Origin of the sequence: Mesorhizobium sp. M0563 (genome assembly GCF_040321065.1) — a bacterium.
Classification (GTDB): domain Bacteria; phylum Pseudomonadota; class Alphaproteobacteria; order Rhizobiales; family Rhizobiaceae; genus Mesorhizobium.
The window spans coordinates 1-24,837 of record NZ_JAMYQV010000026.1 but is presented as its reverse complement, the minus strand read 5'-3'; the positions used below and the strand labels follow the sequence as shown (position 1 = coordinate 24,837).

Below are 24,837 nucleotides of genomic sequence, written 5' to 3'. Positions count from 1 at the left end.
AAAGATCAAAAAACGTTCGGCGTATCGGCCAGCGGGGCGGCGTTGGCGATCATGCGGACGGGCCGTGCCTTGCCCGACTGGGCAGCGATGGCGCGCAGGCAGTCCAGGCTCTCGGCGCCCCAGGCCTGACCCTTGCAGGCAAAATCGATGTCCGGGATCGGCAGGCGCGCCGTCTTGGTCGTGGTCGTCGCGCCGTCGATGAGGTTGACCGGCGGGTTCAGCGAGGCGAAGGCCGGACCGACGGTCGGCGTGAACGCCATGCCGGCAAACGCGGCAGCGGCAAGCAGCAGGAACATCGCCATCGGGTGATCGCTGGCGCGCTGGCGCAGCGCCAGCTTCGGGCGCCGGTCGTTGCGCTGCGGACCCTGCAGGCGATGGTCGTTGTCGGTGATCTGGGTTTTCGTAGGCATCGTCGTTTCCTTCGGTGTTCTTCTTTTCCCTGTTGAAACGAACTTAACCGCACCTTGTAACGGGCCAACGATGATGGATTAACGATTGTGTAACCGGCATGAAACCAGGCCCGCGGCCATTCCGGGGGCAAACCGACGATGCGTAGCTGGCCGCACCGGTGACATTCAGCGCTCGTTTTCCGCTATCCACGGCACCGGATCCACGTCGACTTTTCCGGTCCACGGAGGGCTGGGCGCTCAACAAGCGTAAGGGGATTAACGCCCGGAATTCCCGGGATTTTCCCGGCTTCGATCGTTCGAGCTCGGCTCTCAATTGCCGATCGGTTTCGCGTCGGGAATTCGCCCTATTCTCGCAAGCTATTGCATTTCAACAGAAAATATGCTTGTATTGAACGGCCATTCAATAAATAAGAGCCTTTTATGAACCCGCATCTGCGTGACGTGGCAATCCCCAACGATTGGGATCGGCGGGGCCTGCCGGGCTGGAGCTATCATTCCGACGCCTTGCTCGAACTCGAGAAAGAGCACGTCTTCCGCAATCACTGGCAGATCGCCGGCCATGTCTGCGACCTGCCGAACGCCGGCGACTATCTGACGATGGATGTAGTCGGCGAGCGGGCGCTGATCGTGCGCGGCAAGGATGGCGTGGTGCGCGCCTTCAACAATATGTGCCGCCACCGCGGCAGTCGCGTCGTTGCCGATAGCCAAGGCACTTGCAAGAATGCGCTGGTCTGCCCCTTTCATGGCTGGGCCTACAATCTCGACGGCACGTTGCGCGGCGCTGCCCGCCCGCGGTCCTTCCCCGACCTCGACAAGACCGAATTCGGCCTGATGCCGCTCGAGCTCGAAATCTGGATGGGCTTCATCTTCATCCGCTTCCGCAAGGGTGGCCCCGCAGCCATCCGTGGCCGAGCTGTTGAAGCCGATCGAAGCCGAGATTGCCCATTACGGCGTCGCCGAGATGGTGCCGTCCTGGGGCATCTGGACCCAAAAGACGCCGGTCAACTGGAAGTCGGTGCGCGACGTCGACAATGAAGGCTACCACGTCGCCATGGCGCATCCGGCGCTGCAGGATCTTTATGGCGCGACCTACTTCGACGAGCCGTTCGTCAACGGCGTGTCGCGCTCGTTCGCCACTTACAACCCGCATGCCGGACGGCGCTGGAGCGTCGCGCAATACATCAAGCTCGCACCCGAGGCGAAGCAACTGCCGGAGCACCTGCGCAAGGCCTGGATCTATTACGGCATCTTCCCGAACAACGCGCTGTCGATCATGCCGGAGTCGGTGCAGTTCTATCAGGAGTTCCCGCTGTCGACGGGTGAGACGCTGCTGCGCGGCGCCATCTACCGCTATCGCGACGAGAGCAGGGAGCAGGCGGCTGCCCGCTACCTATCCTACCGCATCGACCGCGACACGCTGGCCGAAGATGTACAGCTTTCGATATGGTCCAACGAATCCATGCTGTCAGAAGCCTTCGGAGGTTTTTACCTCTCCGATCTCGAATATGGCGTGCGCACCCACCACGACCATTTGCGCAAGCAAATTCCCGTGCTCGGATTGGAGACCGCGCCCGAGGAGAAGGATATGTGGGCGCTCAACGAGGCGCTCAGATCACGCTCCTGACGCCTGGTCCTCAAGCCCAGATGGCGACGGGAATGCCGAAACGATCGGCGAGCGGCGGATCCGGAAACGGCATTGCCTCGCCTCTGGCGATGCGGCCGGCAATCAGCATCATCGCCGCGGCATCGAGGAAATCGTCGGTGGCCGCGCCGCGCGGCGGCCTCTGGTCGAGAAAATGCTGGCCATAACCATGCCGGGCAAGCAGCGCCTTGCGTTCGGCCATGCCGGCCGGATTGATGTTGCCCTTGATCTTCTTCGGCAGACGCATCGCCCGGTCGCCGTTCAGTCTGCAGAAGGCAACTTCCGGATGCGATTCGAAGACGCGGCTGCGCAGTTCGGGCCGCGCGATCAGCAGCGAATCGATCTCACGGATCTTGGCAAAGATGCCGAAGGCCTGGATCGAGACACCGCGCGGCGGATCTGAGGTCGTCTTGGCCACGTCACTTGCCCTGCGATGTGCCGCGTACCAGGCTTCGACCGTGGTGAAGGCTTCGATCTCCGCATAGAGCGCGGCGCGGGAGGGGATGGCAAAGACACTGGATTGCCGGGCGCCAAGAAATGGCCGCACCAGCGCCTCCGGACCGCGACCGCCTCTTTGCGAGAAATCGGGCAGGCCGATCGGCATATCGACCGCTACGATTGCATTGACGGGTAGCTGGTCGAGCAACGCCGCGAAGCTTGGGAAAACGGCTGTCGACGGTGCGGCACCGGAATCGCGGCGGACGGCTATCCAGCCGGTCTTGCAACCGTCGACGCCGACAAGCACAACATCCCTACGCGCAACATCCTCGGGCACAACATCCCCAGGCACAACATGGTCGAGCGCAGCACCCTTGGGCGCATCATCCTGGGGCACGGCGTCTTCGGCCTGCGTCACGCCCGGCGATCCCGTCCCGGATGCAGGAGATGGCGAAGCTGCACCATCGCCATCGGGTGCGACAGGCTCTGGGCATCGGTCTCGAGCTGCAATTCGTCGCCGCCGCGCTTGGCGGTGCGCGCCAGGATCTCGTAGACCGCTGCCGTGGTCGATTGCAGCGCCTTGGCGGCCGTTTGGCCGGACAGGATGCGCGCCAGGTAGACGGCCGCCGTCAGGTCGCCGAGCCCATTCGGAGGCTTGTCGATTAGCCGGTGTTCGGCAAGCAGCGCCTCTCTGCCGTTGAGCAGCAAATTGCCGATGCCGCCGGCCATCATCGCCGGTGCCGAAGTGACCAGCATGGCCGGTGGGCCGGCTTGCAGGGCAGCAGCCATTGCCGATTTCAGGTCGGGCAGCGGCGCTCCGGCCATCCATTCCAGCTCGTAGCGGTTGGGCGTGGCGATATCGGCGATCGGCATCAGCCGGTCGCGCATGGCGATTGCGGTCGGCTCAGGTACGTAGAGGCCGCCCGAATCGCCCATCACCGGGTCGCAGATATAGAGGGCGTCCGGCGTCTTCGCCTTGACGGCGCCGACCAGCGAAGCGACGGCTTCGGCCTGGCCAGCCTCGCCGAGATAGCCGGACAGCACGGCGCCGACCTCGCCCAGCCACGGCGCGCGCTCGAGGTCGGTCATCAGCGCCTTGAACTGGTCCAGCGGCGGCACGATGCGGGTGGCCCGGCCGTGCCCCGGATGCCAGGGCAGAATGACGGTCGGCACCGCCCAAACCGGAAACCCCAGCGTCTCCAGCGCAAACACGGCGGCACGGTTGCCGACCGAGCCACGTGCGACATGGCTGGAGACGACGATGACCGCGCGCGGCGCGTCGGCTTTTTCGGCGCTCATTGATCTTTGTCCTAACCGCCCCTGGTGATGAAAAGCACGAGCCAGATCAACAGGCCGATGGCAATAAGCAAGCCTGCCGCCCGACCAATACGGGTGCCCCAATATTCGATCGGGTCCGATCGGTCGGCATCGGCCGCTGTGACGTGGTCGCGCGCGCCTCTGGCGGTTCGTGCGAGGAACGAGGTGCCGCCCGGGTCGGTCTCGCGCGCCACCCGTTCGATGATGCGGCGCGATTCCGCGTCGCTGTCGTGGCGTTTCGCCATGGTGATATCCCGTTTCATCCCGAGCTTAACCCGTTCGCCTCGTCTGTCACAGGGCCTGACGGCGAATGGTAGAAACCAGTAACGCTTCTCGGCCGAAGTCATTTTCTTGCGCAAGGATTGTGCTAATGCTTCGCGTGCCAATGCTATCGAGGGGACCTTATCATGCTTGTCCAGCGCCTTGCTTTACCGCCAATCTTCCGTAATTTAGCTGCGTTCCTGGTGATGGCCGTCATGCTGCCGCTGCTTGCCGGCTGCGGCTACAACACCATCCCGACGGCTGAGGAAAACGCCAAGGCCGCATGGAGCGAGGTGTTGAATCAATACCAGCGCCGCGCCGATCTCATCCCCAATCTGGTCAACACGGTCAAGGGCTATGCCGCGCACGAGAAGGACACGCTCGATGCCGTGGTCGAAGCGCGCGCCAAGGCGACGCAGGTGACCGTGACGCCGGAAACGCTGAACAATCCGGAAGCCTTCAAGAAATTCCAGGACAGCCAGGCCGGCCTGACCAGCGCGCTGTCGCGCCTGCTGGCGGTGGTGGAGAACTATCCCGATCTCAAGGCCAACCAGAACTTTCTGGCGCTGCAAGCACAACTCGAAGGCACCGAGAACCGCATCACGGTCGCCCGCCGCGACTATATCCAGGCGGTGAGAGAGTACAATCTGACGCTGAGGACCTTCCCGTCGGTGATCTGGGCGACCTTGTGGTTCCGCGGCAACCAGCCGTTTGCGAATTTCACCATCGAGGAGGACAAGATGCAGCCGCCGAAGGTCGATTTCGGCACGCAGCAGGGCGGGTGAACGGCGCTTAGCGGGTCTGTTCCCGTTGGCCTTGTACTCCGTCCCACCCCCCTCTGTCCTGCCGGCCATCTCCCCACAGAGGGGGGTGGGAAGAAATGCCGGCCGGATTTTTTTTGGCTTCGTTCTAAGCTTTCTCCTCCTCCCTCTCACCGTTCTCGCGGCCGAATTGCCGGCGCTGACCGGACGGGTCATCGACAATGCCGGCATCATCGATGCCGCGACCAAGGCGGCGCTGACGCAGAAGCTTGCCGATTTCGAGACCAAGGGTTCGGACCAGATCGTCGTTGCGACCATTCCCAGCCTCGACGGCGAGGAGATCGAGCCTTACGCCAACCGGTTGTTTCGCGCCTGGAAACTCGGCCAGGCGAAGGAGAACAACGGCGTGCTTTTGCTGGTGGCGCCGAACGACCGCAAGATGCGCATCGAGGTCGGCTATGGGCTTGAAGGCACGCTGACTGACCTGCACACCAAGTTGATCATCGAAAATGACATGGTGCCGGCCTTCCGTGCTGGCGATTTCTCCGGCGGCATCAGCAAGGCCCTCGACGACATGATCATGGTGCTGGAAGGCAATCCCGAAGAGCTGGAAGCGCGCGGCGAACGCAACCAGCAGCCGCCGTTCAACAGCGACGATCTGTTCTTCACCATCTTCATAGCCATCTGGGCAATCATCTTTTTCGGCGGCCTCGCAGCCTCCATCCTGCCGCCGATCTTCGGCCAGAAGATCGGTCCCGGCCGCTATCGCTGGCTGGGCATGACCTTCGAGCCGAGCCGGCGGTCGTCCGGCGGCTGGTCGGGAGGTTCCGGCGGGGGATGGTCGTCGGGTTCAAGCGGTGGCGGGTTTTCCGGCGGCGGCGGTTCGTCCGGCGGCGGCGGCTCCTCGGGAAGCTGGTGACGAGATGACAAGACACGCCGTCAGCCCGGTGGAATCCGGCCGTTTCATCAAAATGACCGGCACCGCGCTGTTGGCCATAGCGGTGCTGCTGTTCGGCTTCGCGGCCTTCGCCGCCGAATTGCCGGCGCTGACCGGACGGGTCGTCGACAATGCCGGCATCATCGATGCCGCGACCAAGGTGGCGCTGACGCAGAAGCTTGCCGATTTCGAGACCAAGGGGTCCGACCAGATCGTCGTCGCGACCATTCCCAGCCTCGACGGCGAGGAGATCGAGCCTTACGCCAACCGGTTGTTTCGCGCCTGGAAACTCGGCCAGGCGAAGGAGAACAACGGCGTCCTGCTTCTGGTGGCGCCGAACGACCGCAAGATGCGCATCGAGGTCGGCTATGGGCTTGAAGGCACGCTGACCGACCTGCACACCAAGTTGATCATCGAAAACGATATGGTGCCGGCCTTCCGTGCCGGCGATTTCTCAGGCGGCATCAGCAAGGCCGTCGACGACATGATCATGGTGCTGGAAGGCAATCCCGAAGAGCTGGAGGCGCGCGGCAAGCGCAATCCGGCGAATGACAATCCTGTCGATCCCATCTTCATGCTGTTCATCATCCTGTGGGCGACGATGTTCTTCGGCGGCTTGGCAATGGCGTTCCTGCCGCCGATCTTCGGCACGAAACTGTCGCCGGGCGTGTACAAGTGGCTGGGCATGACGTTCCGCTACGGCCGCGGGCCAGGTTCGTCACCCTCCGGTGGCGGTGCCTGGACGTCGGGGACCTCGTCCGGCAGTGGCTGGTCGTCGGGAAGTTCAGGCAGTGGTTGGTCGTCAGGAAGTTCCGGCGGCGGGTTTTCCGGCGGCGGCGGTTCGTCCGGCGGCGGCGGTTCTTCAGGAAGCTGGTGAGACATCAATCATGGCAACACGACCGATCAGCCCCGAGGATCATGAGCGCATCGCCGATGCGATCCGCGCTGCCGAATCAAAGACCGACGGCGAGATCTACTGCGTCGTGGCGCATGCAAGCGACGGCTATTTCTTCCCGGCCGCCTTCATGGCGATGCTCGGCATGCTCGTCGTCAGCCTCGCCGTCGGTTACGGGCTGGAAGCCTGGTGGCTGTCGATCCGCTTGCCGCATTTCGTCATAGCCGAGCTTCTGGCGCTTGCCAGTGTGCTCATCCTGTTGTGGGCATTGCCCGCATTGCGCATCCATTTGGTGCCGAGGCGGCTGCGCTACCAGGCCGCCCACGCCAATGCGATGAAGCAGTTCCTCGCCCGCAACGTCCACCGCACCGCGGCGCGCACCGGCGTGCTGGTGTTCGTCTCGATCGCCGAGCGCTATGCTGAAGTGGTCGCCGACAGCGGCATCGATTCTCGTGTCGGCCAGCATGTCTGGGACGGTGTCGTCCGCGACCTTACGGCGCATGCCGGCGACGATCGGATTGCCGACGGCTTCGTCAGGGCGGTCGAAGCGGTCGGTGCGGTACTGGCCGAGCATTTTCCGATGTCGACCGGCGACAGCAACGAACTGGACGACCATCTGGTCGAGATTTGATCTCGCTAAAGGCGGTTTTGCAGCGTCTCAAGGACGCACCGTTCGGCTGTGCGAAAGCATCGCAGTGGCTGACCGGACTCTTGCAATCGGGCGCCGCGGGTTTATGGTTAACCAATCATGAATACGCTGAGCATCGACATCAGGAAAGCCGAGCCGCGCGATGCAGCCGCCATTGCCGACGTGCATCTCGAGGCCTGGCGCGGCGCCTATTCGGGCATCATCCCACACCGCACTCTGACATCGATGATCAACCGCCGCGGTGCCGACTGGTGGGCGAATGCCATTCGCCGCGCCGCCACCGTCCTGGTCGTCGAAATCGGCGGCAAAATTGCCGGCTACGCGACGATCGGCAAGAACCGTGCCCGCGAACTCAGGCAGCAGGGCGAGATCTACGAGCTTTACCTGCGGCCGGAATATCAAGGCATCGGGCTCGGCAGCCGGCTGTTCTCGGCGGCACGGGCACGGTTGGCCGACCATGGCTTGAAGGGCATGGTGGTGTGGGCGCTGGAAGACAATCAGAACGCACTTGCCTTCTATGCCGGCGCCGGCGGTCGCGATGTGGCCGAGGGCGTCGAGATATTCGAGCAGAAGGCGCTGAAGAAGGTCGCTTTCGTCTGGGAATGACGGCCAGCGCATGATCCGACCGGTTTCGGTTCGGACGATCCCCCAGTACCATTCGCCGCATTGCACCATTCGCCGTCGCCCGCTATCGATCTTCAATCGAGAGAGGGATAAAGCGATGCGTATCGAAGCGATTGCCAGCGGAAAGAACCCGCCCGAGGACGTCAACGTCATTATCGAGGTGCCGATCGGCGGTGAGCCGATCAAGTACGAGATGGACAAGGAGGCCGGCACGCTGTTCGTCGACCGCTTCCTGCACACGTCGATGCGCTATCCCGGCAATTACGGTTTCGTACCGCACACGCTGTCGGGCGACGGCGACCCGATCGACGTGCTGGTCTGCAACACACGCGCGCTGGTGCCGGGCTGCGTCATCAATGTGCGGCCGATCGGCGTGCTGGTGATGGAGGACAATGCCGGCCAGGACGAGAAGGTCATCGCGGTTCCTTCGCCCAAGCTGACCTTGCGCTATGAGGACGTTCACGAATACACGCAGCTGCCTGATATCACCCGCCAGCAGGTGCAGCATTTTTTCGAGCACTACAAGGATCTCGAACCCGGCAAATGGGTCAAGATCGAGGGCTGGTACGATGCCGCCTATGCCAAGAAGATGATCGTCGAGGCAATCGAGCGGGCCAAGCGCAAGTAATTGACGGGCGCAAATAGTCAGTTATCGACGCGGCCGAAATCGGGCGTGTTGCCCAGCATCACACGCTTGTCCTTGCCGCAGGCGAAGGTGCGTGCCTTCTCGTCGGCAAGCTTACGCGCCTGATCGTTGGCGGCGGGATTGCCGGTGGCGAGCACAAGAGCGATCGTGCAGCCTTCGTGGGCGCCAGGCTGGGCAACCTTGGCGACGATCAGCACTTCCGTCGACTTGTTCTCGCCCTCGCTATCGCTGATCGAGCGACGATGGATGACTGCGATAGGAACGGCCATATCGCCCTTGGTTTCGATACGCCACTCGACTTTGGGTCCAGCCGAGTTGAGGCCGGAAAAGCTTTCCCAGACCGTGGTCATGTCGCCAGGTGGAAACCCGTAGAACAGCGATTCCCGCGCATCGTCGTAAGAAACCATCACCGGGTAGCCGCCATAGCCCGAACAGGCGAGGTCGGCCCAGTCGCCGTCGCCTTCCTCCGCCTGGGCATAAGTCACGCAGTCCTTCTCCCAGACGAGATCGGTATAGACGCTGGATATGCCGCCAGCCCGGGCCGCCTGGCAGAAACCGGCGAGGGCAAGCGGGATCAAAAGAGCGCGCATGGCGGACAACTCCGTTCGGGCTGCCGCAGCGTACCGTCAAATTCAGCAGCAGCCTAGACGAAGTCAGGCTGCTCACAGTGACCTGGTAAACGGAACGCTATTTCCTCAAGCTTGCCTCGATCAGAAGATCGGCGTTGCGGGCCACCGACTGCGCCGGTCCGCCGGCACCGAACAACTGGCCGCTGATATAGGCTCCCTCGATCAGGAGCAGCAGCCCGTCACCCAGCGTGTCGGCGTCGCCGGCGCCCATCGCCGCCGCCATAGCACGCAGGCGCCGGCGCAATTCCTGCTTGTTGGCCTCGCTCACGACGCGGGCCGGATGGCCGTGTTCGGGATATTCGACCGCGGCATTGGTCATGCCGCAGCCGCGATAGTCGGGCCTTTGCGTGCGCTTGCCGACACGCGTCAGGAAGGCGACGATCTGCGCGCGCGGATCGCCGGGATGGGCATTCACCGCCTCGTCGAAGCGCTCCCAGAATTCGAGGTCATAGTGCCGAAGATAGGATGCGGCCAACTCATCCTTGGACGGAAAGCTGCGGTAGAGGCTTGGCTTGGTGACGCCGGCACGCCGTACGATCTCGTCGACGCCGATCGCCCTGATGCCTTGCCGGTAGAACAGGTCGCGCGCCACCTGGAGAATCCGTTCGGCGGCGCGAGGCAGCGGTGCGCCATTCTCGTTGATCGTTGGTTCAATGCTTTTCATGTCTGGTTTGCCGATTGCCTGGTTGACAATGTTACCGGTCGGTACGTATGTTCCGCACATCTGAAACGTACCGGTCAGTAACATGATAGCTCAATCCCGCCCGTTTGGCCAGCGCTACGCTTTCGTCGTGGTCGCCGTCATCTTCCTCTGCCTGCTGATCGCCGCGGGCCTGCGTTCGGCGCCGGCAGTCATGATGCTGCCGCTGGAGAATAGTTTCGGCTGGCGGCGCGACGTCGTCTCGCTGGCCGCGGCCACCGGCATCTTCCTCTATGGCCTGACTGGGCCGTTTGCCGCGGCGCTGATGGAGCGGATCGGGCTGCGCCGCACCTTGCTTGCCGCGCTGCTGTTGATGTCGGGATCGACCGCGCTCAGCCTGCTGATGACCAAGCCGTGGCATCTGCTCCTCACCTGGGGCGTGTTTTCCGGCATCAGCTCGGGCGCCGTCGCCACCGTGCTCGGCGCCACCATCGTCAACCGCTGGTTCAAGACCAATCGCGGCCTTGTGATGGGACTGATGTCGGCGTCCAGCGCCACCGGGCTGCTGGTCTTCCTGCCGCTGCTCGCCTCGCTCGCCCAGTCTGGCGGCTGGAAGCCGGTCGCTATTGCCATTGCCGTGGCCACCGCCGCCTTGGTGCCGCTGGTTTATATGCTGGTACCGGAGCGTCCGGCCGCGATCGGCATGGTCCGCTATGGCGCCGAGCTCGACGATGTGCCGCCCGCGCCGCCGGCCGCGCAAGGCAATTTCCTCGCGCATACGCTGAGCACGTTGCGCCGCGCCGCCGGTACGCGTGTGTTCTGGTACCTGTTCGCCACCTTCTTCGTTTGCGGCTTCACCACCAACGGGTTGGTCGGCACGCACCTGATCGCCTTTTGCGGCGATATGGGCATCGGCGAAGTGCAGGCCGCGGGCCTGCTCTCGATGATGGGTATCTTCGATCTTATTGGCACGACGCTGTCGGGCTGGCTCACCGACCGTTTCGACCCGCGCAAGCTGCTCGGCATCTATTACGGCATTCGCGGCCTGTCGCTGATCTATCTGCCCTATTCCGGCTTCTCGGCGACCAGCCTGATCATCTTCGCCGTATTTTACGGACTGGACTGGATCGCCACAGTGCCGCCGACGCTGCGGCTTTCCAACGAGGCGTTCGGCGACCGCAGCGGGCCGATCGTCTTCGGCTGGATCGTCGCCGGCCATCAAGTCGGCGCAGCGACAGCGGCCTTTTTCGGTGGCACTATGCGTGAGTTGCAGGGCAATTACGAGCTTGCCTTCCTGATCGCCGGCATGACGGCAATAGCCGCCGCCTGCATCTCGCTGCTGATCAACACCAGCCGCCCGGCGTTCGATCCTGAACCGCAGGCGGCATAGCTTCTCGTTGCAGGAGAGATGCCGTCGGCCAAATTGCCGATCTCCCCCCTCGCGGGGGAGATGCCCGGCAGGGCAGAGGGGGCGCGAAGGTTCGCCAGCCTCCGACTTTACGCAATGTTCTGCCCAAACTCCGCTGCTCCGTCTGATTTCTTTCTGATTTGTACGTCGGCGGGACAGCGCCCCCCTCTGGCCTGCCGGCCATCTCCCCCGCAAGGGACCCGCAAGGGGGAGATCAGCAGCTTCGCCGCCGAGCGGTCCAGCCTTCCCGCTTGTTGATGTCAGAAAACCTTCATCGTTTCGAAATGTGCCTGAAACATTGAAGCTGGAGCTTGGCGGCGACGTTCAACGCCATCCAGGAGACAGCCATGAACAAGATTTCAATGACGCGGCGCGCTTTCGTCACGTCGGCCAGCGCCGTTGGCCTGGTCGGCGCCTCGGGTCTCGCCCTTCCCTATTACTCGCGCGCCAATCAGCGCCCGGCCTTCACCCATGGCATTCAGTCCGGCGATGTCGACGCGACCAGCGGCATGGTCTGGACGCGCACGGACCGGCCGTCGCGCGTCATGTTCGAAGTGTCGTCGACGGAAAATTTCGCCAATGCCGTCCGCCTGGCGCCGCTCGATACGTCGCCGGCCAGCGACTATACGGTGAAGCGGCTGCTTACCGATCTCGCCTCCGACCAGGACATTTTCTACCGCATGGTGGCGGCCGATCTTGCCGACATCAACGCCGTTTCGGAGCCGATCGTCGGCCGCTTCCGCACGGCACCTGCCTCGAAGCGCGACATTCGTTTCGCCTGGTCGGGCGACACCGCCGGCCAAGGCTGGGGCATCGACGAGACCGGCATGAAGACCTACGCCACGATCGCCAAGCACACGCCCGACTTCTTCCTGCATTCGGGCGATACGGTCTATGCCGATGGTGCGATGAAGGACGAGGTCGACCTGCCCAATGGCGACAAGTGGAAAAACACAGTGCTGATCGACGAAAAGCGCAAGGTTGCCGAGACGCTGGACGAATACCGGGCGCAGTGGAAATACAACCTGATGGACAAGAACGTTCTTGCGCTCAGTGCCATCTGCCCGACTTTCTATCAGTGGGACGACCATGAGGTGCTTAACAACTGGTCGGACTCGAAGGACCTGACCGCCGACGACCGCTACACCGAAAAATCGATCCATGTGCTGGCGGCACGTGCTGCGCGCGCCTTCCACGAGATGACGACGATCCGCTACGAACTGTCGGAGCCGGGCCGCGTCTACCGCAAGATCGCTTATGGGCCGCTGCTCGATGTGTTCTTCCTCGACATGCGTTCCTACCGCGGCCCCAACGGCCCGGATATGCAGGAGACGATGACGCCGCAATCGCGCATCCTCGGCGAACAGCAGATTAAGTGGTTGAAGCGTGAGCTGGCAAATTCCAACGCGACGTGGAAAATCATCGCCGCCGATATGCCGCTCGGCCTCGTGGTCTGGAATGACGGTACCAAGAAGGTCGGGGCCGAGGCAGTCAGCAATGGCGACAATGGCCCGGCCAAGGGGCGCGAGCTGGAAATTGCCCACCTTCTTCGCTATATAAAGAACGCGGGCATCAGCAATACCGTTTGGCTCACCGCAGACGTGCATTACACGGCCGCGCATTACTACAATCCGGACAAGGCGCAGTTCCAGGACTTCAATCCGTTCTGGGAATTCGTTTCGGGTCCGATCCATTCAGGCACATTCGGACCGAATGGTTTCGACATGACCTTCGGCCCGGAGCTGAAGTTCATCAAGGCACCGACTGCCGAGCAGGGTCAGAACCTGCCGCCGTCGGCCGGCCTGCAGTTCTTCGGACTTGTCGATATCGATGGCGCTACAGAGCAGCTGACGGTGCGGCTGATGGATCGCGACGACAGCGAACTCTACAAGGTCACGCTCGATCCGGTCCGGTCGGCGTGAGCGACTGCACCATTATCCTCGGGCCAGCCCGAGGGTAGGACGTGTATCAATCGGGATAGCAGACGACGGGAATGTTGGGCCAGACGGCGCTGTCGCATCCGGCATTTTGCTGCCTTTGCTTGAAGGCGGCGCTGACTGGCCCGGTCACCACCGGGTCGACGCCATCGGGAGCATCGGCAAAAAGCTGCTCCGCCGACCGCTTGTCGGACGGCAGGGCAGTCCGCGTCTCCTTGAACGACGCGGCCGACTGCGCCGCGCCTGCCGCGAGGAGGACGGCGAGTGCGCTACATGCCAAAATCGGCCGGAGTCTGCTGCCTGCGTCGATCATGAAATTCGAACTGCCCGGACCATGAAAGGTTCCGCCTTGGTTAATAATTCCACTTCACACCAAGACATTTAAGATTTGGTGACTTTATTTGGTGACTCGCCTCCTCTTTCGCAATTGCGAAAAACCCTGTATGAGCCGCCCAACCGAAAGAGGCAGCGCCTTTTGGCCTGCTGCCTGCAACGCTCCCGAGACCAAAACATGAAAATCCGCAATATCGCGATCATCGCGCACGTCGACCATGGAAAAACCACCCTCGTCGATCAGCTCCTGAAACAGTCCGGCTCGTTCCGCGACAACCAGCGCGTCGCCGAGCGCGCCATGGATTCGAACGATCTCGAAAAGGAACGCGGCATCACCATCCTGGCCAAGGCGACCTCGGTCGACTGGAAGGGCACCCGCATCAACATCGTCGACACGCCCGGCCACGCCGACTTCGGCGGTGAGGTCGAGCGCATCCTGTCGATGGTGGATTCGGCCATCGTGCTGGTCGACGCCGCCGAGGGGCCGATGCCGCAGACCAAATTCGTCGTCGGCAAGGCGCTCAAGGTCGGACTGAAGCCGATCGTCGTCATCAACAAGATCGACCGGCCGGATGCCCGCCACGTCGAGGTGGTCAACGAGGTGTTCGACCTGTTTGCCGCGCTTGACGCGACCGACGAGCAGCTCGACTTCCCGATCCTTTACGGTTCGGGCCGTGACGGCTGGGTCTCCGAAAACCCCGAAGGTCCGAAGGACCAGGCTCTGGCGCCGCTGTTCGACCTCGTCATCAAGCACGTGCCGGCGCCGACCGTTCATCCTGGCCCGTTCCGCATGATCGGCACCATTCTGGAAGCCAATCCGTTCCTCGGCCGCATCATCACCGGCCGTATCGAATCCGGCACGCTGAAATCCAACCAGGCGGTCAAGGTGCTGCACCATGATGGCACCCAGGTCGAAACCGGCCGCATCTCGAAGATCCTTGCTTTTCGCGGGCTCGAGCGCCAGCCCATCGACGAAGCGCAGGCAGGCGACATCGTCGCCATCGCCGGCTTGTCGAAAGGCACCGTCGCCGACACGTTCTGCGACCTGTCGGTGACCGAGCCGCTGCACGCGCAGCCTATCGATCCGCCGACGGTGACGATGTCGTTCCTGGTCAACGATTCACCGCTGGCGGGCACCGAAGGCGACAAGGTGACCAGCCGCGTCATCCGGGACCGCCTGCTGCGCGAGGCCGAAGGCAATGTCGCGCTGAAGATCGAGGAATCGCCGGACAAGGATTCGTTCTTCGTCTCCGGACGCGGCGAATTGCAGCTGGCCGTGCTGATCGAGACGATGCGCCGCGAAGGTTTTGAGATCGCCGTGTCGCGGCCGCGCGTCGTCATGCAGAAGGGCGAGAACGGCGAATTGCTGGAGCCGGTCGAGGAAGTCGTCATCGACGTTGACGAGGAGCATGCCGGCGTCGTCGTGCAAAAAATGTCGGAGCGCAAGGCCGAGATGGTCGAGCTGCGCCCTTCGGGCGGCAATCGCCAGCGCATCGTCTTCCACGCGCCGACGCGCGGCCTGATCGGCTACCAGTCGGAACTGCTGACCGACACGCGCGGCACCGCCGTGATGAACCGGCTGTTCCACGCCTACGAACCCTATAAGGGTGAGCTGCCCGGCCGCACCAACGGCGTGCTGATCTCAAACGAACAGGGTGAATCGGTGGCCTATGCCATGTGGAACCTGGAAGACCGCGGCCCGATGGTCATCGACCCCGGCGTCAAGGTCTATCAGGGCATGATCATCGGTATCCATTCCAGGGACAACGACCTCGAAGTCAACGTGCTCAAGGGCAAGAAGCTGACGAACATCCGCGCCGCCGGCAAGGACGAGGCGGTAAAACTGACGCCGCCGATCCGCATGACGCTGGAACGCGCGCTGGCCTGGATCCAGGACGACGAGCTGGTCGAGGTGACGCCGAAGACCATCCGCCTGCGCAAGCTCTATCTCGACCCGAACGAGCGCAAGCGTTTCGAGAAGTCGGCGAAAGTGGTCGGCGCGGCGTAAGCCACTTTTCTCAGCCACTATGAGGGAGGGAGCACGTGCGTGCTTCCTCCCTTTATCTTACCCGCCGGCAGCCGCGATAATGCCGTCCCGGTCTGGATCGCTAGACAGGTCGATGCGGATCGCCGTTCCCGCCCGGGCCGGCCTGCGCAAGGCTTTGGCCCCATCCGGACCAACCACCAGCAATCGCTTCTCTTCCCAAACCTGAAGCCGCGATCGCGAGACACCGAGTTCGTTGGCGAGCAACCGGTCGAGCCGCAGCGCTGTCGGCATTTCGAGCTCGAACTGGAGTTCGAGGGCGGCGGTGTTTTCCGGCCTGTCCCCGAGCACCTGCTTATGAACGGCGGCTTCAGGAAACTCCTCGACGCGCCCGATCCTGCTTCGCAGTGCGGCAGTATCGAAAGCATGGCGCCGCGCCAGGACCGGATCGTTGCGTTCGAGCGCCTGCAATATTGCCGGTTCGATATCGCGGCGACTGCATCGCTCCAGAATGCCGAAATTCCAGGAATTGTCGCAATCGATGCAGCGGTAGATCAACCAGGCATCAATGCGTTTGCCATTGGCATTGACCCGGAATTTGCCGCTGCAGCGATAGGCTTTCAGACCGCCGCAGCGATTGCAGTTGAGGTGAGGTCGCGGTGCGGTCTTGGGCGCGATCGTCCAGCGGATACGCAGTGTCGAAGGCATGCCGAAAAGCCCTTCCCGTCGGGAAGTTCGTCAGATCGGCGATGTCGAGATGCCCCTGCGGGCACGGCGTGGCGAGAGACTGCGGCAGTTGGAAATCAGGTGTCGCGGGTTATGCGCGACAGCGGTTCAGCAGTGCCAAACCGGTCTCGAACCGCCACCCTGAAGAACAGATGATGTGAAAACAGGCACCGCGACTGCGACGCCCTGCTCTGTGTCGGGGGAGTTGGCGAGACCGGCGGTTACGTAGGCAAAGTGAAGCTCGGAAAGGATTTCGAGACGACACTTCTAGCCGCGAGGTGCCTGGCCGACAAGCCTTCTTTCGGTGGACGCTACCGTCGCCGGAACAGTTGGGTTATGTTGAAGCGTCCAAAAATTTCTAACGAGATCCGCGTCATGCATTTCACGTCGCTTCTGATTTTTGCCGGCGCCCTGCTTGTTGCCGCCGGCTCGCCGGGCCCGTCGATTGCCGCACTTGTGGCGCGGGTCATCGCAAAAGGGTTTCGCGACGTGTTTCCGTTCCTGCTTGCCATGTGGATCGGCGAAGCGATCTGGCTATCACTGGCGGTGTTTGGCCTCGCCGTGGTGGCGCAGACGTTCCACTTCGCCTTTGTCGTCGTGAAATGGGTTGGCGTCGTCTATCTCGCCTGGCTTGCCTGGAAGATGTGGACCGCACCGGTCGAGGCAAAAGAAGGTTCGCTGCCGCGCGAAGATTCGCCCGTCAGACTGTTCTTTGCCGGCATGGCGGTAACGCTCGGCAACCCCAAGATCATGATGTTCTACCTGGCGCTGCTGCCGACCATCATCGATCTCGGTTCAGTCAGCGTGATCGGCTGGGTCGAGCTGACGGCGACCATGGCCGTGGTGCTGGTCGCCATCGATTTGACCTGGGTGCTCGCCGCATCGCAGGCGCGCAAGCTCTTGAGGAGCAAACGGGCGATGAAGATCGCCAACCGCGTCAGCGCCGGCACCATGGCCGGCGCTGCGGCGGCGATCGCGGCGCGGTCTTGAGCCGCCGCGTCAACCCATTTCGATTATCGGTGCGATCTCGACGCTGAAACCCGGGTCCGTCAGGATAGGACAATCCTTGGCTTTGCGGACGGCATCGTCGATGTCTTTCGCTTCGATGATGGTGTAACCGGCGGTCGGATTGCTGCCGCCATTGTTCTCGACCTTGCCGCCGGGCAGCAGGGTCTTCGACATGCCGACTGGATTGCCACCGTCGACCACGGCTGAGCCAAGCTTGCCGTACCAGCCGTTCCAGGCATCCATCGCTGCCTTCCGTTCGGCCTCCTCGGTCGGCATCTTGCCCGAGCCGTGATAGACGTAGAGAAATTTCGCCATGTTCTCCTCCTTTGATCGGCGGCATCGAACCGGCATGCGGTCATGCCGCATGCCGATCATCGGACCAAACCGGCAAACAAGCAACGAGAATGCGATGTAGCTAATATATACGACCGCGGTGCCCTATCGCGCCATCGCGTGATATTCATCGTTCGGCCGCATATCGATCGCCGATGCCAGCCGGTTCGACATGTTGAAGAACGCGGCAGTCGAGGCGATATCCCAGATGTCGCGGTCGGAAAAGCCCACTTGCCGCAGCGCCGCCCGGTCGGCTGCGACGATCTTTGCCGGCTGCTCGGTCAGCTTCACCGCGAATTCGAGCATGGCGCGCTGCCTGTCTGACAGCTCGGCGGCGCGAAAATTCATCACCATCATCTCGCCGAAGGCCGGGTCGCCGGAAAGCTGGCGCACCGCCGCGCCATGTGCAACCAGGCAATAATAGCAATGGTTGACCGATGAGACGACCACCGCGATCATCTCTCGCTCCAGCTTCGACAGGCCGGATTCACCCAGCATCAAATCATTGTACATGTCGGTGAAAGCGCGCAGCTTCTTCTCGTCGAAGGCGTAGGCGAGCAGCACATTGGGAACGAGGCCGAGCTTCTCCCGGCATTTGGCGAAATAGGCGTTGGTCGCTTCGCTCAGCTCCGCCGGTGCGAGGTCAAGCGCGGTGATTTTGTCTGTCATAGGGGATTTCTCCTCGTTTTCCGCCAGGCTGCCGGTGAATTCCGACATTTCGTCGCAAGCCGTCAAACCTTTGTCGCCAAATACCCGTCATCTGCTACGATAGTTGTAAAAACATGACGGGAGGGAATTAGCTCATGGCCGGCCTGAAATCCGCAAGCCAGTTGAAAAAGATGAGTCCGGCCAAGGGCAGCGAAAAGCCCGGCAGGCTTGCCGACTACTTGCTGGCCCGAGCTCCGGCCGAAGATGTCGCCGCCTACGACGTCATCGATCTCGAACGCGCTGCCGAACTCGCCGGCCGCGCTGTCGCCCGGCACAAGAAGGACGACTGCGTCGTTGCCATAGACGTCGATTCCGGTGTCGTCCGCCAAGGCCGGCCGATGACGGTGATCACCGTCGTCAACGACAACATGCCGTTCCTGTTCGATTCCGTCCTCGGTGAGATTACAGAGAGCGCCGGCGAGCCGCTGCTGGTTACCCACCCGGTCATCGTGGTCAGGCACGGCAAGAACGGCGTCGAGGAAATCCTCGGCGATGGCGGTTATGCCAAGGGCGAGCACAGCCATGACCGGCTGAGCGTCATCCATGTCCATATCGGCCGCCTTTCGGCCGAGCAGGCCGAAGGCCTTTCCGCACGCCTGACGAAGCTGCTCGGTCAGGTGCGCGCCGCCGTCATCGACTGGAAGCCGATGCTTGCCCGCCTCGACCAGGCGATCTCGGAATTCCGCTACTCGCCGGTGCCGCTCGACAAGGCCCATGTCACCGAGGCGATCGCCTTCCTCGAATGGCTGCGCGACGACAATTTCACCTTTCTAGGCATGCGTGAATTCAAATACACCGGCGGCGAGAAGAGCGGCATGCTCGAGCGTGCCGAAAAGCCCGGCCTCGGCATCCTTTCCGATCCCGACGTGCTGGTGCTCAGGCGTGGCACCGAAGCGGTGAGCACGACGCCGGAAATCCGCGCCTTCCTGCATGGGCCGGAACCGCTGATCGTCACCAAGGCCAACGCCAAGTCATCGGTGCACCGCCGCATCTACCTCGACTACATCGGCGTCAAGACCTACACCGGCAAAGGCGTGCTTTCGGGCGAGCTGCGCATCGTCGGACTGTTCACCTCGACTGCTTATACGCGCTCGGTGATGAAAATCCCCTATCTGCGCTCGAAGGCCGAAACCGTCATTGCCAAATCCGGCTTCAATCCCGGCGACCACTCCGGCAAGGCATTGATCAACGTGCTGGAGAGCTATCCGCGCGACGAGTTGTTCCAGGTTCCGGTGCCGATCCTGCGCAAGCATGCCGAAGCCATACTGGGATTGATCGAGCGGCCGCGCGTCAGGGCATTGGTGCGTGTCGACCAGTTCGACCGCTTCGTCTCCGTGCTCGTCTTCGTGCCGCGCGACCGCTACGACAGCGTCGTGCGCGAGAAGATCGGCACCTATCTGAAGACCGTCTTCGAAGGCCGGCTGTCGGCCTATTATCCGGCCTTCCCGGAAGGCGGGCTGGCGCGCGTCCACTTCATCATCGGCCGCTCCGGCGGCAAGACGCCGAAGGTCGAGCAGGCGACGATCGAGGCGGCGATTCGCGACATCGTACGGACCTGGGACGATGCACTGCGCGAGACCGCGACCGAGACCGGGGCCGACGCGAAGCTAACGGCCATCGCCTCGCGCTTTTCGGAAAGTTATCGCGACAGTTTCCCGCCGGCCGTGGCGCTGGCCGATGCCGGGCGCATCGCCAGGCTCGATGCGTCAAATCCGATCGCCATCGACTATTACCGTCACGCCGACCAGAAGCCGCATCAGGCGGCGCTGAAAATCTATCACCATGGCAGCCCGGTGGCGCTGTCGCGGCGCGTGCCCGTGCTGGAAAACATCGGTTTCCGCGTCATCAGCGAGCGTACTTTCGAGGTCGGCGACAATCAATCCGGCATGGTCTTCATCCACGACATGGAACTTGAGAACAGCTACGGCAGGCCGATCGACCTCGGCAATGGCGGCGCGCTGTTCGAGGACGCGTTCCTTTCCGTCTGGCGCGGCAATGTCGACAATGACGGCTATAACGGCCTCGCCCAGACCGCAGGCCTGTGGTCGGGCGAGATCACCGTCCTGCGCGCCTATGGCCGCTATCTGCAGCAGGCCGGTATCCCGCAGAGCCAGGACTTCATCGCCGCCGCACTCAACCGCTATCCCGAGATCGCCCGCGGACTGCATGCGCTGTTCGTCGCCCGCCTCGGCCCGACGGATGAGACGGAAGGCGTCGTTCAGGCCAAACATCTGAAGGCCAAGATCACGGATGCGCTGGAAGACGTTCCCAACATCGACGACGACACCATCATCCGACGTTATCTGAACCTGATCGAAGCCTCGCTGCGCACCAATCATTTCGTTGCCGATACGAAAGAGAAGGGCCAATCACTGGCGATCAAGCTCGATTCGCAATCGGTCGACGGGCTGCCGGCGCCGCGGCCATGGCGCGAGATCTTCGTCTATGGCTCCGAGGTCGAGGGCGTGCATCTGCGCTTCGGCCCGGTCGCGCGCGGCGGCCTGCGCTGGTCGGACCGTGCGCAGGACTATCGCACCGAGGTGCTTGGCCTGGTCAAGGCACAGCAAGTCAAGAATGCGGTGATCGTGCCGGTTGGCGCCAAGGGCGGCTTCTACCCGAAAAAGCTGCCGATGAGCGCCGGGCGCGACGCCATTTTCGAGGCCGGCACGGCCGCCTACAAGAATTACGTTTCCAGCCTGTTGTCGATCACCGACAATATCGGCCTGGACGGCGTCATCCCGCCAGCCGGCGTGGTGCGGCGCGATCAGGATGATCCGTATTTCGTCGTCGCCGCGGACAAGGGAACGGCGACCTTCTCGGACACCGCCAACGCCATAAGCGAAAGGCACGGCTTCTGGCTCGACGACGCTTTCGCCAGCGGCGGTTCGGCCGGATACGACCACAAGAAGATGGGCATCACCGCGAAGGGCGCCTGGGAAGCAGTCAAGCGGCATTTCCGCGAGATGAACCGCGACATCCAAACCACGCCGTTCACTGTCGTCGGCGTCGGCGACATGTCGGGCGACGTGTTCGGCAACGGCATGCTGCTGTCGGAGCAGACCCGGCTGATCGCCGCCTTTGATCATCGCGACATCTTCATCGATCCCGATCCCGACATGGCGGCTTCGATGGCCGAGCGCCGGCGTATGTTCGCTCTCGCCCGTTCAAGCTGGCAGGATTACGACAAGACGAAGCTGTCGGAGGGCGGCATCATCGTCTCGCGCAGCCAGAAGTCGATCACCTTGCCGGCGCCCGCGGCTGCGGCGATCGGCCTCGGCAAGACAACGGCCACGCCAGTCGAGATCATGAGTGCCATTCTCAAGGCGCCGGCAGACCTTTTGTGGTTTGGCGGCATCGGCACCTATGTCAGGGCATCGGGCGAGACCAACCAGGACGTCGGCGACCGTGCCAATGACGCGATCCGCATCACCGCGCTCGACCTGCGTGCCAAGGTCATCGGTGAGGGGGCCAATCTCGGCGTCACGCAGCGGGCGCGCATCGAATTCGGATTGAATGGCGGCCGCTGCAACTCAGATGCGATCGACAATTCGGGCGGCGTGAATTGCTCCGACGTCGAGGTCAACATCAAGATCGCGCTGGCTTCCGCCATGCGCAAGGGATCGCTGACCCGGCCGGCGCGCAACAAATTGCTGGCCGAGATGACCGATGAGGTCAGCGCCCTGGTGCTGTCCAACAATTACCAGCAGACGCTGGCGCTGTCCCTTGCCCGTAAGCGCGGGCTCGCCGACATCGCCCATCAGAGCCGCTTCATGGCGACGCTGGAGGCGCGCGGACTGCTCGACCGTGCCGTCGAGGCGCTGCCGTCGCCGGCGGCCTTTGCCGAGCGCGAGACGCGCGGTGAGCCGCTGACCCGGGCCGAGCTCGGCGTGCTGCTCGCCTATGCCAAGATCGTGCTGTTTTCCGATATCGTCGCCAGCGACGTGCCGGACGATCCGCATTTCGACCGTGATCTGATGGGCTATTTCCCCGATCGCATGGCGAAGAAATATGCGGGAGAAATCCACGGCCATCGGCTGCGCCGCGAGATCATCGCCCGTGTCGTCGCCAATGATCTGGTCAATCGCGGCGGCCCGTCCTTCGTCAACAGGCTGCAGGAAGCGACTGGCCGCAGTGCCGCCGATGTCGTGCGCACCTTCGCCGTGGTGCGGGATGGCTTTGCGCTGCCGGCGCTCTACCGGCAGATCGACGCGCTCGACAACCAGATCGACGGACAGATCCAGCTCGACCTCTATCAGGCGGTCAGCCGGCTGATCTATGTGACCAGCGGCTGGTACCTGAAGAACGATGCCGGCACCGCACCGCTCGGGCAGCGGATCGCCGAGTTGCAGGATGCGCGCAAGGCGCTGGAGCCGAAGCTCGTTTCGCTGCTGCCGGCCTTCTCTCGCGAGCGGATCGAGGAGCGGCGGCACGGCCTGTCGAAGGGCGGCGCGCCCGAGAGCCTTGCCGAGCAACTGGCGTTGACCGATGTGGCGGAGCTCATCCCCGACATTGCGCTGACGGCGCGGACGGCAAATGCCAGCATCGTCGCTGCCGCCAAGGCGTTTTTTGCAGTCAGCGATGTCTTCCGCATCCCGCGCGTCGAAGATGCGGCGCGCTCGATCACGCCCTCGGATTATTATGATCAACTGGCGCTTTTCCGCGCCACCGACACGATCGGCGCGGCCAGGCGCGGCATCGCCGTGGCGGCACTCACCAGTCATGCCGAGGCGGCGGATCCGGTGACAGCATGGCTGGAGGCCGGCGGCGAACGGGTCGGACGCATCCGCGAGCGACTGCAGGCTCTGACCGAGGGCGGCGACATCACCGTGTCCCGGCTGTCGGTGGCGTCCGGCCTGATGAGTGATCTGACGGCGCTGTGAGACGTCTTCACATCGCGCGGGATTGCCGGGAAGAACTGCGCTATAGAGCGAACGGCGCGCTGCTTTGGGGCGCCGGAGCATGATCGCGAACGTAACGATCGGCTTTTGGACAAGATCGTGCTCAACAACAAGACGGAGCATCATGCCGATTCGATCGGCACGGAGCAAGCTCCAGCGGAGGGGACATGGCTGAGATCGCAGTGCAGCGTGCGTCGGGACGCGGCATCTGGGGATGGATGCTGTTCGACTGGGCGGCCCAGCCGTTCTTCACGGTCGTCACCACCTTCATCTTCGGTCCTTATTTCGTCTCGCGCATGGCCAGCAATCCGGAGACGGGGCAAGCGGCCTGGGGCTACGGCATTGCCGCCGCCGGCCTCGTCATCGCCGTTTTGTCGCCGATCCTCGGCTCGATCGCCGATCAGACCGGACCACGCAAACCGTGGATAGCCTTCTTCGCCGCGGTCAAGATCACCAGCCTCACCTTGCTGTGGTTCGCCGCGCCCGGCTCCAACCTTTTTCTGGTCGTGGCGTTGTTCTCGCTGGCATCGGTCGCGGCTGAATTCTCGACCGTGTTCAATGACTCGATGATGCCGCGCCTGGTGCCGAAGAGCGACATCGGCAGGATCTCGAACATGGCTTGGGGGCTCGGCTATCTCGGTGGCATGATCGCGCTAATCTTCGTCGTTACCGTCATGGCCGGCTCGCCTGAAACCGGCAAGACCGTCGTCGGGCTCGACCCGATCTTCGGCCTTGACCCCAGGCTCGGCGAGGACGCGCGCGCCACCGGACCGTTGTCGGCGGCCTGGTATTTCCTGTTCATCCTGCCGATGTTCTTTTTCACGCCTGATGCGATCAAAGGCATTCCAATCGGGCCGGCGGTGCGCGAGGGCCTGTCGGAACTGAAGTCGACGCTAGCCGAAGTAAGCAAGCGCAGCGGTATTTTTCGCTTTCTCGTCGCCCGCATGATCTATCAGGACGGCGTCAACGCGCTGCTGGCGCTGGGCGGAACGTTTGCGGCGGCAATGTTCCATTGGTCGATCACAGAGATCGGCCTGTTCGGCATCATCCTCAACGTCGTTGCCATCGTCGGCTGCGTGGTTGCCGCACGGCTCGACACTGCACTGGGTTCCAAGACCATAGTGATGATTTCGCTGGTCATGCTGAGCATTGCCACGATCGGCATCGTCTCGACCGGCCCGGGCTATACGCTGTTCGGCGCCTGGGTGATGCCCGGACTGGACGGCGGCGGATTGTTCGGCACGGCGGCGGAAAAAGCCTACATTTTCTACGGCCTGCTGATCGGGCTTGCCTTCGGGCCGGTGCAGGCATCGTCGCGCTCCTACATGGCGCGCAGCGTCTCCGCAGCCGAATCCGGCCGCTATTTCGGCATCTATGCGCTGGCCGGTCGGGCAACAAGTTTTGCAGCGCCCTTCATGGTGGCCACGATCACCCTGGCCAGCGGCTCGGCGCGGCTCGGCATGGCGGCGATCGTGCTGTTCCTCGGCGCCGGCATGGCGATCCTGATCGGCACGCCCTATCCGGCGGATCGGCCGGCAGAGTGAGCTGCTCTTCCCCTCTCCCACAGCGGGCCTGTTGCGTAATTCGCTGATTGTGATTCTCTGAGGTGGACGGTCTGAGGGAATCGCGATGGCAGTGAAGCAGACGGGCCAG

The 24,837-nt window shown here is 62.9% G+C and carries 22 protein-coding genes and 1 pseudogene; 13 read left to right on the top strand and 10 right to left on the bottom strand.

Annotated elements, in window-relative coordinates; translation table 11 throughout:
* Positions 1-5: 5 nt before the first annotated feature.
* Positions 6-410 (bottom strand): hypothetical protein, encoded by a 405-nt coding sequence (locus NKI50_RS26340; RefSeq protein WP_352480982.1) that lies wholly within the window; start codon positions 408-410, stop codon positions 6-8.
* Positions 411-830: 420 nt separating this feature from the next.
* On the opposite strand from NKI50_RS26340, the pseudogene NKI50_RS26335 reads away from it, so the two are divergent.
* Positions 831-2,034, top strand: a pseudogene (locus NKI50_RS26335) (aromatic ring-hydroxylating oxygenase subunit alpha).
* Between the two features lie 10 nt (positions 2,035-2,044).
* On the opposite strand, the gene NKI50_RS26330 reads toward NKI50_RS26335, so the two are convergent.
* From NKI50_RS26330 to NKI50_RS26320, 3 genes are all read right to left on the bottom strand, one after another.
* Entirely contained in the window at positions 2,045-2,797 is a 753-nt protein-coding gene (locus NKI50_RS26330; protein ID WP_502895840.1) for a DUF429 domain-containing protein, read from the bottom strand.
* A 107-nt stretch (positions 2,798-2,904) separates the two neighbouring features.
* A complete protein-coding gene (gene pdxY, locus NKI50_RS26325; RefSeq protein WP_023721311.1) occupies positions 2,905-3,789 on the bottom strand; it encodes a pyridoxal kinase PdxY in 885 nt (294 codons plus the stop codon).
* Positions 3,790-3,800: 11 nt separating this feature from the next.
* On the bottom strand, positions 3,801-4,052 hold the full coding sequence (locus NKI50_RS26320; protein ID WP_023721310.1) for a hypothetical protein: 252 nt from the start codon (positions 4,050-4,052) through the stop codon (positions 3,801-3,803).
* Positions 4,053-4,214: 162 nt separating this feature from the next.
* Between NKI50_RS26320 and NKI50_RS26315 the strand changes: the two genes are divergently transcribed.
* The 6 genes from NKI50_RS26315 to ppa all read left to right on the top strand — a co-directional run bounded on the left by NKI50_RS26315 (position 4,215) and on the right by ppa (position 8,562).
* On the top strand, positions 4,215-4,853 hold the full coding sequence (locus tag NKI50_RS26315) for a LemA family protein (protein ID WP_023721309.1): 639 nt from the start codon (positions 4,215-4,217) through the stop codon (positions 4,851-4,853).
* An 85-nt stretch (positions 4,854-4,938) separates the two neighbouring features.
* Positions 4,939-5,748: a TPM domain-containing protein gene (locus NKI50_RS26310; RefSeq protein ID WP_502900386.1), complete on the top strand. Its 810-nt coding sequence runs from the start codon at positions 4,939-4,941 to the stop codon at positions 5,746-5,748.
* Between the two features lie 52 nt (positions 5,749-5,800).
* Complete coding sequence (locus NKI50_RS26305; protein WP_352588424.1) at positions 5,801-6,643, top strand: TPM domain-containing protein; 843 nt, start codon at positions 5,801-5,803, stop codon at positions 6,641-6,643.
* A gap of 10 nt (positions 6,644-6,653) precedes the next feature.
* Positions 6,654-7,292, top strand: a complete 639-nt coding sequence (locus NKI50_RS26300; protein WP_352480980.1) for a TPM domain-containing protein — start codon at positions 6,654-6,656, stop codon at positions 7,290-7,292.
* Positions 7,293-7,409: 117 nt separating this feature from the next.
* Entirely contained in the window at positions 7,410-7,916 is a 507-nt protein-coding gene (locus NKI50_RS26295) for a GNAT family N-acetyltransferase (protein ID WP_023678138.1), read from the top strand.
* Between the two features lie 115 nt (positions 7,917-8,031).
* Entirely contained in the window at positions 8,032-8,562 is a 531-nt protein-coding gene (gene ppa, locus NKI50_RS26290) for an inorganic diphosphatase (protein ID WP_023721304.1), read from the top strand.
* Between the two features lie 17 nt (positions 8,563-8,579).
* Here ppa and NKI50_RS26285 read toward each other — a convergent pair whose 3' ends face one another.
* Complete coding sequence (locus tag NKI50_RS26285; protein WP_352641304.1) at positions 8,580-9,170, bottom strand: hypothetical protein; 591 nt, start codon at positions 9,168-9,170, stop codon at positions 8,580-8,582.
* Positions 9,171-9,267: 97 nt separating this feature from the next.
* Positions 9,268-9,873 (bottom strand): TetR/AcrR family transcriptional regulator, encoded by a 606-nt coding sequence (locus NKI50_RS26280; protein ID WP_352641306.1) that lies wholly within the window; start codon positions 9,871-9,873, stop codon positions 9,268-9,270.
* A gap of 82 nt (positions 9,874-9,955) precedes the next feature.
* Here NKI50_RS26280 and NKI50_RS26275 point away from each other — a divergent pair, with 82 nt between their 5' ends.
* Positions 9,956-11,239 (top strand): MFS transporter, encoded by a 1,284-nt coding sequence (locus NKI50_RS26275; RefSeq protein ID WP_031194621.1) that lies wholly within the window; start codon positions 9,956-9,958, stop codon positions 11,237-11,239.
* 365 nt (positions 11,240-11,604) lie between these two features.
* A complete protein-coding gene (locus NKI50_RS26270; RefSeq protein ID WP_352641308.1) occupies positions 11,605-13,179 on the top strand; it encodes an alkaline phosphatase D family protein in 1,575 nt (524 codons plus the stop codon).
* Between the two features lie 46 nt (positions 13,180-13,225).
* On the opposite strand, the gene NKI50_RS26265 is transcribed toward NKI50_RS26270, so the two are convergent.
* On the bottom strand, positions 13,226-13,507 hold the full coding sequence (locus NKI50_RS26265; RefSeq protein WP_023719739.1) for a hypothetical protein: 282 nt from the start codon (positions 13,505-13,507) through the stop codon (positions 13,226-13,228).
* A 198-nt stretch (positions 13,508-13,705) separates the two neighbouring features.
* Here NKI50_RS26265 and typA point away from each other — a divergent pair, with 198 nt between their 5' ends.
* Positions 13,706-15,535 carry a translational GTPase TypA gene (typA, locus tag NKI50_RS26260; RefSeq protein WP_023719738.1) on the top strand — a complete coding sequence of 610 codons (1,830 nt, stop codon included), beginning with the start codon at positions 13,706-13,708 and terminating at the stop codon, positions 15,533-15,535.
* Between the two features lie 57 nt (positions 15,536-15,592).
* On the opposite strand, the gene NKI50_RS26255 is transcribed toward typA, so the two are convergent.
* The gene (locus NKI50_RS26255; RefSeq protein WP_352641310.1) at positions 15,593-16,219 is read right to left on the bottom strand and encodes a DUF1062 domain-containing protein; all 627 of its coding nucleotides are present in this window, start codon (positions 16,217-16,219) and stop codon (positions 15,593-15,595) included.
* Positions 16,220-16,612: 393 nt separating this feature from the next.
* Here NKI50_RS26255 and NKI50_RS26250 point away from each other — a divergent pair, with 393 nt between their 5' ends.
* Complete coding sequence (locus NKI50_RS26250; RefSeq protein WP_352480973.1) at positions 16,613-17,227, top strand: LysE family translocator; 615 nt, start codon at positions 16,613-16,615, stop codon at positions 17,225-17,227.
* 9 nt (positions 17,228-17,236) lie between these two features.
* Here NKI50_RS26250 and NKI50_RS26245 read toward each other — a convergent pair whose 3' ends face one another.
* Together NKI50_RS26245 and NKI50_RS26240 are read right to left on the bottom strand one after the other, a co-directional pair.
* On the bottom strand, positions 17,237-17,560 hold the full coding sequence (locus NKI50_RS26245) for a YciI family protein (protein WP_352494112.1): 324 nt from the start codon (positions 17,558-17,560) through the stop codon (positions 17,237-17,239).
* Between the two features lie 123 nt (positions 17,561-17,683).
* Positions 17,684-18,247, bottom strand: coding sequence for a peroxidase-related enzyme (locus NKI50_RS26240; protein ID WP_023719735.1), 564 nt, complete (start codon positions 18,245-18,247; stop codon positions 17,684-17,686).
* A 134-nt stretch (positions 18,248-18,381) separates the two neighbouring features.
* Between NKI50_RS26240 and NKI50_RS26235 the strand changes: the two genes are divergently transcribed.
* Together NKI50_RS26235 and NKI50_RS26230 are read left to right on the top strand one after the other, a co-directional pair.
* Positions 18,382-23,166 (top strand): NAD-glutamate dehydrogenase, encoded by a 4,785-nt coding sequence (locus NKI50_RS26235; protein WP_352641313.1) that lies wholly within the window; start codon positions 18,382-18,384, stop codon positions 23,164-23,166.
* A gap of 185 nt (positions 23,167-23,351) precedes the next feature.
* The gene (locus tag NKI50_RS26230; protein ID WP_352480971.1) at positions 23,352-24,728 is read left to right on the top strand and encodes an MFS transporter; all 1,377 of its coding nucleotides are present in this window, start codon (positions 23,352-23,354) and stop codon (positions 24,726-24,728) included.
* Positions 24,729-24,837 lie beyond the last annotated feature (109 nt).